Genomic DNA, 12,439 nt, shown 5'->3' with positions numbered 1-12,439 from the left:
CACAACCCTGTAGGAACCGCGGGGATGCCTAATCCATGCGTGCGAATCGCGTGCATGGCCCGCGCCTACAAGCCGATGGCCGGAGCAGCCTTGGCCGCGATGTTGTTGCATTGACCGTGATCGCGGGCAAGCCCGCTCCTACAAAAGCATGCGCCGCCGAGCCGAACCGCGCCCTACCAACCGCCGCCGCCACCGCCACCACCGCCACCACCTGACGAACCTCCGCCAGATGAACCGCCCCCCCCCGATGAACTGCTCGACGGTGGCGATGAGGCCAATGCCGTGGCGCTGCTTAGGCCGGCTGCCAGGGCGGTACTCATCGCCAGCGGGGTGCTGAAACTGCTGCGGCTGTGGTACCAGTCGGGCTGATAGTCACGCTGCGCCGGGTCGATCAGACCGCTGGCCAGCGCTGCGCTAAAGCGCGCACTCCACTTGTCCTCGACGCCCAGGGCCATGGCGTAGGGCAGGTGTTTTTCATACAGCGCAATGCTCATCGCCGGGGCATTGCCGGCCAGGGCCAGCGCATCGCTTTCGGCCAGTTGCAGGTAGTCGCGGTAGCCTTCCAGCTGATCGAGCAAACGCCGCCCTTCGATCGATGGCGCTGGCAGCAGGTAATAGAACAGCACCACCAGCAGCACATAGATGCACAGCAGCAGCAAAGCCGGCACCGACGCCGCATCACTGAGCATCCACAGGCCAACCGGCACCGGCCAGACAAACATCAACCCCGCCAGCCCCAGGCCGATCTGCTTGCCCAAACTGGGCTGGTTCCAGGCCATATACAGCACAAACAGCGACGGCACGCCAAAGCCCAGGGTGAACACCACGCCGGCCAGACTGGTGGCGACATCGTCTTCACTGCGGGCATCGACCAGCACCATCACCAGGCAGCCAACCAGCGCCCAGATCAGCCCCCAGGTCCAGATGCCGCGGTTATTGCTGAACCAGGCCTTGCCCTGGGTGTGCAGCTGGGTTTTCAGCCCAGCCACGGCATCGGCCAGGCGCGGCTCGTAGTCGCTGCCAATCTCCAGGGCGATGCCTTCCTTGCTGGCCGGAAACAGGCGCTTGCGCAGCTCGCGATCAGCCTCGCTGAAATCAGCCCGTTCACCCTTGCCACGGGCCAGGGTAAAACCGCCGCCACGCGGCTTGTCTTCAATATGCAGGTGCTTGCGGATCGCCATATCGGTGAGCCACACACTGAACGCCCGGGCGTCCTGAAAATGCCCCTTGAAACCGCGATGCCAGAGGTAGCCGGCCTGCACCGCGCTCATGCCTTGCGGTGCCTCGAACAGCGGAATGATCAGGCCTTTCTGCGGATCACGGCCAACCCGGTCCCAGGCACGCAGGTAAAACAGCAGCAAACCAATCAGCAACAGCGCGCCGAGCAGCAGGCCAAGGTTGTCACGCAGCAAGTTGCCAGCACGCTCAAGCAAACCGGGACGCGACACCAGCCCGGCCGGCCACTCCACTGCCACCGTCAGGCCGTGGTAAGCCGGCAAGGCTTCGGTGGTGGCCAGGCGCAGATAGTCGTCGCGCTGTTCGAGCACCTCATAGGCCTCGCCCTGCTCGCCGCCGGCCCCGGTATAGGCGGCCACATCACCGATCCGCGCACCCGGCGGCAGCTTGACCTCGACCGATGCCTTGAGAATCGGGAAGACCCACTGATTACCGGTGACGTTCCAGTACAGCTCGTCGCTATTGAAGTGATGCAACAGCTGGCGCTCAACCTGGTAACGCAGTTCGTATTGATAACGCCCCGGCTGCAGCAGCTGGTCGGCCGAGCCGAGGTAATAGCGCACCCAGCTGCCGTTCTGCTCAACCCGCGCCCGCTCCGCCTGGCCATCGCGACTCACCGCAAGCAGAGTGATCGGGCTGCTCTGCAACAGGCCGAGGGGCAAGCTGTAACTGACCGGCAGATCGCGGTAGATGCCGCGCTTGATCTGCTCACCCTCGGCCTGCACGGTAATCCGTTCGGTCACCAGCAGGTTGCCGTCCGTCTGCACCTGCAGGGTCACGGCAAAGTCTTCAATCGCCTCGGCTGCAACGGCCCACAACGGCAGCAGGCACAGGCTCAACAGGGCAAAACGCAGCACTCGCAGCATGTCAAAACTCCATTTTTGGCGACTGGGCGTCACGCGGGTCATCCAGGCTGAAGTACTCCGCCTGGGTAAAGGCAAAGGGTCGCGCCACCAGGTTGCTCGGCACCGACTCGACCAGCACATTCAACTCGCGCACCGCGCCGTTGTAATAGCGCCGGGCCATCTGGATATGGTTCTCGACCTCGGTGAGATTGCGCTGCAGATCGAGAAACTGACCATCGGCCTTGAGCGTCGGATAGTCCTCGATCAAGGCAAACAACTGGCGCAGCTGCGTGCCCAGGTGCGCCTCCACCGGCGCCCGCTCGCCCAGCGGCGAATCGGCCAGCTGCACGGCGCGCATACGCTCCTGCACCAGCGCCTCAAGCGTACCCTGCTCGTACTTCATGTACTGGCGCACGCACTCGACCAGCGCTGGAATCAGGCTGGCGCGGCGCTTGAGCTGCACGTCGATACCGCTCCACGCCTCGGCCACCCGCGCGCGGTTGAACACCAGGCGGTTGTAGTAATAAATCGTCAACCCGGCGAGCGCCACCAGCAGCGCCAGCACCACCCAGAATCCCGCCCCTTGCATAGCCACTCCTTGAACAGCAGGTCGTTAAAAAGCGTTGTCTTAATTACGGGCTGCCAACAGCGATAGCGGGTTTCGCGCCATCCGTAGCAGCGGGCCATGCCCACGATGTTTTTCTATTGACCGCAATCGCGGGCAAGCCCGCTCCCACAAGGACTGCAACATCACGCCAACAGACAACTCAGCATAGCCGTGGATATCCAACCCTCTGATCATCCCCGCCCCTGGTCGCCACACCCGGTAACCCCAGCAAGGCGGACAGCACCGGACAATCGCCGTATCCTCTAGGGCCAGCCACTGCGAGGCACCCCATGCAGATCGAGTTACTGGAAATCCGCGATCACCTGCAGCGCTTTCCGCCCTTCGATGCGCTGCCCGACGAAAGCCTGGACGCCATCGCCCGGCAGATCGAGGTGGCCTATTTCAAGGCCGGCAGCGACATCCTGCTGTACGGCGCGGCGATTCACGAGCTGCACTATGTACGCAGCGGCGCGGTGGAAATCTACCGACGCAACGGCGCGCTGTACAACCGCCTGAGCGAGGGCGACATCTTCGGCCAGGCCGGCCTGCTGCGCAGCAACAAGGTGCGCTTCCCGGCGCGGGCGATTGAAGACAGCCTGATCTACTTTATCCCCGCCACGCTGTTCGCCCAGCTGTGTGAAGAACACGACGGCTTTGCAGAGTTCGTCGAAGCCGAAGGCCAGTCGCGGCTCAAATCGGCGGTGGAAAGCCAGGGCCAGGCCAGCGAGCTGATCCAGCTCAAGGTGCGCAAACTGATCTCCCGCCAGGCGGTCAGCGCGGCACCGCACACCACCGTGCAGCAGGCCGCGCAGCTGATGACCGAACAGAGCGTGTCCTCTCTGGTGATCGTCGGCGACAGCGCATCTTCGGCCGGCATGGTCGGCATCCTCACTGACCGCGACCTGCGCACCCGTGTGCTCGCCGTTGGGCTGGACAGCGCCACGCCGGTCAGCGAGGTGATGTCGCCAAATCCCATCACCGTTCAGGCGGATGACAGCGTATTCGACGCCATGCTGTGCATGCTGCGCCATAACATCCACTACCTTCCGGTGATGCAGCGGCGTCGACCGATAGGCCTGATCAACCTCAGCGACATCATCCGCTACGAGTCGCAGAGCAGCCTGTACCTGGTCAACTCGATCTTCAACCAAACGGATGTCGCCGGCCTGCAGAGCCTGCTGGCGGACCTGCGCGGCACCTTCGTGCGCATGGTCAACGAACAGGCCACCGCGCATATGGTCGGCAGCGCCATGGCCGGCATCGGCCGCGCCTTTACCCAGCGCCTGCTGGAACTGGCCGAACAGCAACTCGGCCCGCCGCCGGTGCCTTACTGCTTTATGGTCGCCGGCTCCATGGCCCGTGATGAACAGCTGCTGGTGACCGATCAGGACAACGCCCTGGTGCTCGATGACCGCTTCGATCCGGCGCAGCACGATGCCTACTTCGCCGCCCTCGCCCAGTTCGTCAGCGACGGCCTGGCCGCCTGTGGTTACAGCTACTGCAAGGGCGGCATCATGGCCAGCAACGCCCAGTGGCGGCAGCCGCTGAGTGTCTGGCGCGGCTACTTCCAGCAGTGGATCGACCAACCCAAGCCGCAGACCCTGCTCAACAGCTGCATCTTCTTCGACCTCGACGGCGTGTATGGCGAGGTCGAACTGGTGGAAAACCTCAAAGACCTGCTCGCGCAGAAAGCCAGCAGCAACCCGGCCTTCCTCGCCGCCCTGGCGCGCAACGCCCTCAACCGCACGCCGCCGCTGGGCTTCTTCCGCACCTTTGTGATGGAAACCGACGGCCAGCAGAAGCACATCATCAACCTCAAGGGCCGTGGCACCGCGCCGCTCACCGACCTTATCCGGGTGCACGCCCTGGCCTGCGGCAGCAAAGCGCAGAACTCCCTGGAGCGCTTGGACGCCATCGGCAAAACCAAACTGCTGCAGCCAGAAGCCATCAGCCAGCTGCGCTACGCCCTGGAATTTCTCAGCCTGGTGCGGGTGCGCCACCAAGCCCTGGCCGCGGCCGAAGGGCGCCCGCCAGGCAACTACATCGAACCGGCAACGCTGTCCGCCAGCGAACGGCACACCCTCAAGGAAGCCTTTGGCGTGCTCAGCAACGCGCAAAAATTCCTGCGCTTCCGCTACCCCGCACAACCGGGCAAAACCCTGTGACCGCCACAGCACTGGACTGGGCCGCGCGCTTTGCCGAACTAGCCGCCAACGCCCGCGACCCACGCCTGCAAGCCTTCTACCGGGCCGGCTGCGTAACCGCCGACACCCCGCTGGAGCAGGTGCCGCTACTGGCCCTGGACGTGGAAACCACCGGCCTGGACGCCAATCAGCACGCCATCGTCAGCCTCGGCCTGCTGCCCTTCAGCCTGCAACGCATCCGCTGCGGCGCAGCGCGCTACTGGGTGGTCAAACCGGCCAGCGAGCTGAGCGGCGAATCGGTGACCTTCCACCACATCACCCACTCCGACATCCGCCACGCACCGCGCTTAGAGCAAATCCTCGACGAACTGCTGACGGTCATGGCCGGCAAGGTGATGGTGGTGCACTACCGCAACATCGAGCGCAGCTTTCTCAACCAGGCGCTGCGCCAGCACGTGGGTGAAGGTTTGCAGTTCCCGGTGATCGACACCATGCAGCTGGAGGCGCGCCTGTATCCCAAGCGCCAGCCAGGCTGGCTGGGCCGCTTGTTGGGCCGCCAACCGGTGTCGATTCGTTTGGCTGATAGCCGCCTGCGTTACAACCTGCCGCTGTACCAGGCGCACCATGCGTTAACCGATGCGTTGGCCACCGCCGAGCTACTGCAGGCGCAGGTGGCGACGCGCTATGCGGCGGATACGCCGGTGGGGGAATTGTGGAGTTGAGGCCGCTACGCAGAAACGACTTAGGCGCTACACACCACCACGATTGATTTATACGCTGTACAAGCCTTCTAAATAATCCAGCCCGGATTTACGACTTCGAGAACTCAGGATGACTAGTTTCGACTGGCACAGCGACAGGATAACGGCAGAAACACCGATCACTACGACCTATCGAAATACACAGAATGTTCGCCGGTTTTTGACGCAAGCTTGCGGCCCTGGCTTCCAATTTAATCGCGCGTTTATGGCGTGGATAAAAGATGGGTCGCCCAAAACAATGGGCGACGTGGCCGCTGAATGGCTGCGGCGCCAGCAGCAGTAGCGAAGAGGCAAGCAACACCGTTGTCCGTCGCCGCTGCACCCAAACGCAGGGCATAAAAAAGCGCGCCCGAAGGCGCGCTCTTGTACGACTCAACAGCAATGGTCAGCGCGGTTCGCTCATCAGGCCTTTGACGATCGACACACAGCCCACCAACAGCACGATGGTGAACGGCAACCCCGTCGACACCGCCATGGCCTGCAGGGCTACCAGGCCGCCGCCGAGCAGCAGGGCGATGGCGATTACGCCTTCGATGGTGCACCAGAACACGCGTTGCGGTACCGGCGAGTTGACCTTGCCACCGGCGGTGATGGTGTCGATCACCAGCGAGCCGGAGTCCGATGAGGTGATAAAGAACACCACCACCAGCACGATACCGATCAGCGAGGTGATGCTGCTCAGTGGCAGTTCACCGAGCATGCTGAACAGCTTGAGTTCCAGGCCCGCCTCCTGCGCACCGGTAAAGCCATCGACCAGCAACTGGTTGATCGCCGTGCCACCAAAGGCGGTCATCCACAGCACCGAGACCAGGGACGGCACCAGCAACACGGCAACCAGGAACTCGCGCACGCTGCGACCACGGCTGACGCGGGCGATAAACATGCCCACGAACGGCGACCAGCTGATCCACCAGGCCCAGTAGAAGGCCGTCCAGCCCTGGCTGAAGTTAGCGTCTTCGCGGCCGACGGGGTTGGCCAGTGCTGGCAGGTATTGCAGGTAGGCCAGAAGGTTGTCGAAGAAGCCAGTGAGGATAGCCAGGGTCGGCCCGGCGATAATCACGAACAGCAGCAGGGCCATGGCCAGGCCCATGTTCAGCTCGGAAAGGCGTTTGACGCCCTTGTCCAGGCCAGACACCACGGAGACCAGGGCGATGATAGTGATGGCGATGATCAGCAGCACTTTGCTGGTGTCACTGGAGGTAATGCCGAACAGGTATTCCATACCCGCCGCCGCCTGCTCCGCGCCCAGGCCGAGGGAGGTGACCAGGCCGAACAGGGTGGCGAACACCGCGAGGATATCGATGATATGCCCCGGCCAGCCCCAAACCCGCTCACCGAGAATCGGGTAGAAGATCGAGCGGATCGACAGCGGCAGACCCTTGTTGAAGGAGAACAGCGCCAGCGACAGCGCGACGATGGCGTAGATCGCCCAGGGATGCAGGCCCCAGTGGAAGATGGTCGCGGCCATGCCCAGGCGTATCGCCTCTTCGGCATTGCCGGCGGCGCCGCCGAGCGGTGCCCAGTCGGTGCGCAGACCATCCTCACCGACGCTGACCCCGCCCATGGCCGCGCTGAAGTGCGACATCGGCTCGGAGACGCCATAGAACATCAGGCCAATACCCATACCGGCGGCGAACAGCATGGAGAACCAGCCGAGGTAGGAGTAATCCGGCTTTGCGTCCATGCCGCCGATGCGTACCTTGCCCAGCGGCGAGACGATCAGGCCGAGGCAGAGCAGCACGAAGATGTTCGCTGCACCGATAAAGAACCAGGCCAGGTGGTGGGTGAGCCAGTTGCGCAGGGCGCTGAACAGTGGTTCGACCTGGCTTTGCAGGGCCATGGTCAACACCACAAACAGGATGGCGGTGACCGCCGAGATGATGAAGACCTTGCCGTGAATATCCAGGCTGAAGGAAAACTGGCCTTGGATATTGTCCTGACCGATAACGTAGTCGGTGTCGATCAGATTGGCGTCGCCGGTGGGTGCCGGGATGCCGTCCAGAGTTACCGCTTCTGGTTGCGGGGTCGTGTCAGACGAAGGTTTCTGCCCCATTGGGTGCTCCTTTGACGTGTGGCACGCTTTACGCGCACGAGGACGGGATTGCCCTACTCGTACAGCCGCCAAGCCGGCAGCTGCGGGGTACAGGGTAACAGCCTAGACCGATGTGTGCAGGCGCAAGGCCAGTATTGGCGGCCATTGGCGCCTGCTACCGGGGGATTTTTTCATCTGCCTGGTCAGACTTTATCGACACGTTGCTTCCCGCAGGACGAGGCAATTAGCTATGGTTTGCCTATGGCCTGCTCAGGGTCGTTGTTCGAGATGTCATTGATGAGAGCCCTGCTGACCCTGTTGACCTGCCTGTGCTGCAGCCTTGCAACAGCAGTACGAGCCGAGACCTTTACGGTCGGAGTCGAACTGCAGCCCTACCTGCCTTATTCCAATGTGCAGGATGGCCAATACCTGGGCTATGGCCGGGACCTGCTGGACGCGTTTGCCGCCTACCAGGGCCATCAGTTCATCTACCAGCCACTGCCTGTGCGGCGTCTGCTCAGCGACTTTCTCAATGATCGGGTGGCGTTCAAGTACCCGGACAACCCGCGCTGGAATGCCGATATCAAACAGGGCCATCACCTGCATTACAGCCTGACCGCCGCTGCGGCTGTGGATGGTGTGCTGGTCAAACCGCAGTTTGTTGGTCAGGGCAAACAGCGCTTGCGCCGGCTTGGCACTCAACGCGGCTTCACCCCCTGGCCCTATCTGGATGACATCAAAGCAGGACGCATCATCCTGATCCAGGCCAACCAGATCGAGTCACTGCTGGCCATGGCCATGAGCGACCGGGTCGATGGCGTCTACCTCAACCCACAGGTGGTGCGGCATCAGCTGTACAACCATGCCGCAGGTGATGCGCTGGTGTTCGACCCCAAACTGCCCTATCAGGATGACCACTACTACCTGTCGAGCATCCATCACCCGCAGGTGATCGAACAGTTCAATGCCTTCCTCACCAGCCAGGCCGAGCTGGTGCAAAGCCTCAAAGAACGCCACGGTATCGCCAGCCCTCTCGACGAGCGCTGACAGGCTGCGCTGGCAACGCCGGGAGTACTTCAGCGGCCTTTCAGGGTGCTAGGGCTTTAACGCACCGCAATCCGCCGCCACCCAGCGCGCATGGCTTTGCATGCTGCTGCTCTGACCGTCGAAAGTGCCGTTGACCGTTGAGGTGAACTCCTTGTCGCTGACAAAGCGCGTCTCCCCTTCACCCTGGCCATTGGGACAGCTGAAGCGGAATTTCCACAGCTGGTCGCTGCGTTCGGTGACTTCATTGCTGCAGCCGGATTCGGGGTCTTGCAGGGGGAGCTGCTGAGCCTTGATCTGTTCTGCGCTCATGCAGATACGCACGCCCTTGTCGCCCAGTTGCACACCCTGCTGGGCCAGCATCTGCTCCATCATCTGGCGTTGCTCGGGCGGCAGGTTTTTCATCTGCTCGAGCATCTGTTCCATCCCCGGCACGGCCTGGCCACCGACCTGCATGTTGTTCGAGCTGATTTCCCAGAGGCCGGGCTGAATATCCAGCGCGTTGGCCAGGGCGGGTAGCAGGCAGAGGCTGAGAAGTATGGGATTACGGAGGGCGCGGCGCATAAGCGGCTCCTGAATCAAGTGGGCGACCCTGCAAGCGTAGACCCTCTTAGGAAGCGTCCGCCTCGACCTCTTCACGGTAGATACGCAGGCCACGCGCCTGGTAGTTGGCCAATGCGCTGGGGTGATCGAGGTTGCAGGTATGCACCCAGACCTTGGTGGTGCCCGGCCAGGCCCAGGCGGATTGCAGCGCATGGGTGAGCAGCGGGCCACCAAAGCCCTGACCGAAGAAGGCCTCGGCCAGGCCGAAATAGAGAATTTCCACGACGCCGTCGGCATCACGCAGCAGCTCGTAATAGCCGGCAATCGCGCCCTGGTGATAGGCCACCCAGGTGCGGTGATGGGGCTGCTCGATCAACTCGCGCCACTGCGCGTCGCTCCAGCTGAGTTTGTCGGTCCATTGCCAGGGCTCACCAACCAGCTGGTAGAGAAAGCGGTTGAGCTGAAACTGCTTGAGCTGGCATTCCACCACGCTCAGCTCGGCGGGCAGCGGCTTGGCGCGGATCTGCTCGGGGTGCTGCATATCCAGGTAATAGGTGATGGTGCTCATAACATCCTGCTTGTCAGTCAATCGGCTGAAGCTAACCCTTACTGCAAACGAACAAAACCCCCACCGGCTGTGCCAAATGGGGGTTCTCCTCTTTTTACGCCAGGGCTTGTGGCCCGGGAGCAGACGTCGCCTTAGCGGTCGTCCTGGCCTGCCGCCGAAGCGGCCGGGGAGCTCTGCTCACAGCTCCAGAGTTCCAACGCCGGCTGGGTCGCTTGTGGCGGGCCGAGCCATTCACTCATCGAGTGGCAACGCTGGTTGAAACACAGTTGATAATCCCCTGCCTCGGGGGTTCGCCCCAAACGCAGGGGTTGCAAGGGCGGTAGCTGACGCTGGTAATGCCAGCTGCCCTCGCGCAGTTCGGCGCCGTCTGGAATCTCCATACCGGCCCCGGAACCCTTGACCCGCGCTTCGCCGAGGAGCAAGCCCTCAGGCGTGACGCGGTAATCCTCTTCCCAGCGAATCTTCTCGATGCTGTGTGTCCAGGCCAGGGTAAAGCTCGGCGTGGGTACTTCTGCCCATACCGCGCCCGCCAGGCCCAGACACAGGCCGATCATGCCGCCGCTACCTGGGCGCGATGCGCACGCCAGAAGTGCTGGGCGATAAACAGCACGGCCAGGGCGAAGCCAATCTCGTCACTCATCGGCGTAGCCAGAATCAGGCTGGCACCAGCGGCAAAGCCCAGCGCCCGCTCCCACCAGCTCAGCTTGGCCTGCAGGTAACCGGTAAATACCGCACCCCAGATGCCAATCGCTACCACCGCCTTGAGCACCACATACAAGGTGGCCAGCAGGCTGTCGCCCTGCAGCATCAGCGCCGGCTCGTACACCGCCATAAACGGCACGATAAACCCGGCCACGGCGATGCGAATGGCCCACAGGCTGATCTTCAGCCCGCTCTCCTTGGCAATCGGTGCGGCTGCGAAACAGGCCAGCGCCACCGGTGGCGTAAGGTCGGCCATGATGCCGAAATAGAACACGAACATGTGTGACACGATCAGCGGCACACCCAGCTCCAGCAGCGCCGGCGCGGCAATCGAACTGGTGATGATGTAATTGGGAATGGTCGGGATGCCCATGCCCAGCACCAGGCAGGTAAGCATGGTCAGCACCAAGGAGAGGAACAGGTTGTCCTGGCCGATGGCGAGGATATAGCCGGCGAAGGTCGAAGCCACCCCGGTCAGCGACACCACGCCAATAATCACCCCCACCAGGGCGCAAGCGATGCCCACCGGCACGGCATGCCGCGCACCCTCCACCAGCGCGTGCAGGCAGATGGTCAGGGTGTCGCGGCCGCCCTTGAGAAACCAGCACACCGCCACCAGCAGCGCGACCACGCCAAACACGACGCCGATACCGAGTTGGAAGAAGCCGGCGCAGAGCACACCCAGGGCAATCCAGAAGGCGAAGCGCATGGCCTTGGACGATACCCGCAGAATGATCGCCGAGCCGAGAATCACGATGGCGGTCAGGGCCAGGCCGACCATGCCGGAGAACAGCGGCGTGCGCCCGGAGAACAGCAGGTAGATGAGAATGAACAGCGGAATCAGCAGGTACCAGCGCTGTTTCACCGCCGCCCAGGGATTCGGGCACTGGTCTTTCGGCAGACCCTGCAGATTGGCGCGCTTGGCTTCCAGATGGACCATCCAGAACACCGAGCCGAAGTACAGCAGCGCCGGAATCAACGCGGCCTTGGCCACTTCGAAGAACGGCACGTTGATCGTCTCGGCCATGATAAAGGCCACCGCGCCCATGATCGGCGGCATGATCTGGCTGCCCATCGACGAGGTCGCTTCCACGCCGCCGGCAAAGGCCGGGCGATAACCAAAACGCTTCATCAGCGGGATGGTGAACTGGCCGGTGGTGACTACGTTGGCCACGCCCGAACCGGTGATAGTGCCCATCAGCGCCGACGACACCACGGACACCTTGGCCGGGCCGCCCAGTTTGTGGCCGAACAGGCCCATGGCGAAATCGGTGAACAGCTTGATCATGCCCGCCTGTTCGAGGAAGGCGCCGAACAGGATAAACAGGAAGATATAAGTAGCCGATACATAAGTCGGCGTGCCGTACAGTCCCTCGGTGCCGAAGGCCAGCTGGTTGACCAGCTGATCGATGCCGTAGCCACGGTGCATCAGATCGCCCGGCAGGTACTGGCCGAACAGGCCGTAGGCGAGAAACAGTGCGCAGATGATCGGCAACGCAATGCCCATCACCCGCCGCGCGGCTTCGAACACCAGCACGATCAGCACCAGGCCGACCACCATGTCGCTCTGAGTCAGATCACCGGAACGCTGAATCAGATCGGCTTCGAAATACCATTGGTATACCGCCGTGGCCATGCCGGCCAGGCCCAGCAACCAGGCCAGCGGCTGCCAGGGCTGCGCCTTGCCACGGGCGGGAAAGCAGAGAAACACCACCAGCAGCAGAAAGCCCACATGCACGGCACGCAGAATCTGGCTGGAAACCGGGTGGAAGGCCGCGGTGATGATCTGAAACGTCGAGAACAGCAGCGCGACATAGAACAGCGCTTTCGGCCAGTCGCCTGGGTTGGCGGCAAGGCCCTGATTGTGGTCACTCATGGAGCAGATGCCCTCACTACAACGTTGCCAGCACAAGAGTCGCCAACAAAACCTGCCGTGGCACGCACGCCGGTTTTATTC

At 62.7% G+C, this 12,439-nt stretch carries 12 protein-coding genes; 5 read left to right on the top strand and 7 right to left on the bottom strand.

Annotation, left to right across the window (positions count from 1 at the left end; translation table 11 throughout):
* The first annotated feature begins 35 nt into the window (after positions 1-35).
* Positions 36-215: a hypothetical protein gene (locus ACOCLD_RS03115; protein WP_422910810.1), complete on the top strand. Its 180-nt coding sequence runs from the start codon at positions 36-38 to the stop codon at positions 213-215.
* On the opposite strand, the gene ACOCLD_RS03110 is transcribed toward ACOCLD_RS03115, so the two are convergent.
* Complete coding sequence (locus ACOCLD_RS03110; RefSeq protein ID WP_422910809.1) at positions 174-2,102, bottom strand: DUF2207 domain-containing protein; 1,929 nt, start codon at positions 2,100-2,102, stop codon at positions 174-176. The genes ACOCLD_RS03115 and ACOCLD_RS03110 overlap by 42 nt on opposite strands.
* Before the next feature lies 1 nt (position 2,103).
* Complete coding sequence (locus ACOCLD_RS03105) at positions 2,104-2,670, bottom strand: LemA family protein (protein ID WP_392539173.1); 567 nt, start codon at positions 2,668-2,670, stop codon at positions 2,104-2,106.
* Positions 2,671-2,978: 308 nt separating this feature from the next.
* Between ACOCLD_RS03105 and ACOCLD_RS03100 the strand changes: the two genes are divergently transcribed.
* From ACOCLD_RS03100 to ACOCLD_RS03090, 3 genes are all read left to right on the top strand, one after another.
* On the top strand, positions 2,979-4,853 hold the full coding sequence (locus ACOCLD_RS03100; protein WP_422910808.1) for a DUF294 nucleotidyltransferase-like domain-containing protein: 1,875 nt from the start codon (positions 2,979-2,981) through the stop codon (positions 4,851-4,853).
* Positions 4,850-5,554: a 3'-5' exonuclease gene (locus ACOCLD_RS03095; RefSeq protein WP_422910807.1), complete on the top strand. Its 705-nt coding sequence runs from the start codon at positions 4,850-4,852 to the stop codon at positions 5,552-5,554. The genes ACOCLD_RS03100 and ACOCLD_RS03095 overlap by 4 nt, the downstream gene beginning before the upstream one ends.
* Positions 5,555-5,663: 109 nt before the next feature.
* Positions 5,664-5,876 carry a DUF6434 domain-containing protein gene (locus ACOCLD_RS03090; RefSeq protein ID WP_422910806.1) on the top strand — a complete coding sequence of 71 codons (213 nt, stop codon included), beginning with the start codon at positions 5,664-5,666 and terminating at the stop codon, positions 5,874-5,876.
* A gap of 102 nt (positions 5,877-5,978) precedes the next feature.
* Here ACOCLD_RS03090 and ACOCLD_RS03085 read toward each other — a convergent pair whose 3' ends face one another.
* On the bottom strand, positions 5,979-7,646 hold the full coding sequence (locus tag ACOCLD_RS03085) for a BCCT family transporter (RefSeq protein ID WP_422910805.1): 1,668 nt from the start codon (positions 7,644-7,646) through the stop codon (positions 5,979-5,981).
* 276 nt (positions 7,647-7,922) lie between these two features.
* On the opposite strand from ACOCLD_RS03085, the gene ACOCLD_RS03080 reads away from it, so the two are divergent.
* On the top strand, positions 7,923-8,672 hold the full coding sequence (locus tag ACOCLD_RS03080) for a hypothetical protein (protein WP_422910804.1): 750 nt from the start codon (positions 7,923-7,925) through the stop codon (positions 8,670-8,672).
* A gap of 48 nt (positions 8,673-8,720) precedes the next feature.
* On the opposite strand, the gene ACOCLD_RS03075 is transcribed toward ACOCLD_RS03080, so the two are convergent.
* From ACOCLD_RS03075 to ACOCLD_RS03060, 4 genes are all read right to left on the bottom strand, one after another.
* The gene (locus ACOCLD_RS03075) at positions 8,721-9,233 is read right to left on the bottom strand and encodes a DUF3617 domain-containing protein (RefSeq protein ID WP_422910803.1); all 513 of its coding nucleotides are present in this window, start codon (positions 9,231-9,233) and stop codon (positions 8,721-8,723) included.
* Between the two features lie 46 nt (positions 9,234-9,279).
* Positions 9,280-9,780 (bottom strand): GNAT family N-acetyltransferase, encoded by a 501-nt coding sequence (locus ACOCLD_RS03070; RefSeq protein ID WP_422910802.1) that lies wholly within the window; start codon positions 9,778-9,780, stop codon positions 9,280-9,282.
* Positions 9,781-9,911: 131 nt separating this feature from the next.
* The gene (locus ACOCLD_RS03065; RefSeq protein ID WP_422910801.1) at positions 9,912-10,334 is read right to left on the bottom strand and encodes a DUF1850 domain-containing protein; all 423 of its coding nucleotides are present in this window, start codon (positions 10,332-10,334) and stop codon (positions 9,912-9,914) included.
* Positions 10,331-12,358 carry a TRAP transporter permease gene (locus ACOCLD_RS03060; protein WP_422910800.1) on the bottom strand — a complete coding sequence of 676 codons (2,028 nt, stop codon included), beginning with the start codon at positions 12,356-12,358 and terminating at the stop codon, positions 10,331-10,333. The genes ACOCLD_RS03065 and ACOCLD_RS03060 overlap by 4 nt, the downstream gene beginning before the upstream one ends.
* Positions 12,359-12,439: the final 81 nt, after the last annotated feature.

The sequence above is a fragment of the Pseudomonas cimarronensis genome, from assembly GCF_049331905.1.
Taxonomy (GTDB): Bacteria; Pseudomonadota; Gammaproteobacteria; order Pseudomonadales; family Pseudomonadaceae; genus Aquipseudomonas.
The sequence above is the reverse complement of the archived record's forward strand: the minus strand, read 5'-3'. Positions and strand labels throughout refer to the sequence as shown.

Excerpts from the sequence above, each read along its gene's own strand:
- ACOCLD_RS03115 (WP_422910810.1), top strand. The coding sequence starts at position 36 with ATGCGTGCGAATCGCGTGCATGGCCCGCGCCTACAAGCCGATGGCCGG.
- ACOCLD_RS03110 (WP_422910809.1), bottom strand. The coding sequence starts at position 2,102 with ATGCTGCGAGTGCTGCGTTTTGCCCTGTTGAGCCTGTGCCTGCTGCCG.
- ACOCLD_RS03105 (WP_392539173.1), bottom strand. The coding sequence starts at position 2,670 with ATGCAAGGGGCGGGATTCTGGGTGGTGCTGGCGCTGCTGGTGGCGCTC.
- ACOCLD_RS03100 (WP_422910808.1), top strand. The coding sequence starts at position 2,979 with ATGCAGATCGAGTTACTGGAAATCCGCGATCACCTGCAGCGCTTTCCG.
- ACOCLD_RS03090 (WP_422910806.1), top strand. The coding sequence starts at position 5,664 with ATGACTAGTTTCGACTGGCACAGCGACAGGATAACGGCAGAAACACCG.
- ACOCLD_RS03085 (WP_422910805.1), bottom strand. The coding sequence starts at position 7,646 with ATGGGGCAGAAACCTTCGTCTGACACGACCCCGCAACCAGAAGCGGTA.
- ACOCLD_RS03080 (WP_422910804.1), top strand. The coding sequence starts at position 7,923 with ATGAGAGCCCTGCTGACCCTGTTGACCTGCCTGTGCTGCAGCCTTGCA.
- ACOCLD_RS03075 (WP_422910803.1), bottom strand. The coding sequence starts at position 9,233 with ATGCGCCGCGCCCTCCGTAATCCCATACTTCTCAGCCTCTGCCTGCTA.
- ACOCLD_RS03070 (WP_422910802.1), bottom strand. The coding sequence starts at position 9,780 with ATGAGCACCATCACCTATTACCTGGATATGCAGCACCCCGAGCAGATC.
- ACOCLD_RS03065 (WP_422910801.1), bottom strand. The coding sequence starts at position 10,334 with ATGATCGGCCTGTGTCTGGGCCTGGCGGGCGCGGTATGGGCAGAAGTA.
- ACOCLD_RS03060 (WP_422910800.1), bottom strand. The coding sequence starts at position 12,358 with ATGAGTGACCACAATCAGGGCCTTGCCGCCAACCCAGGCGACTGGCCG.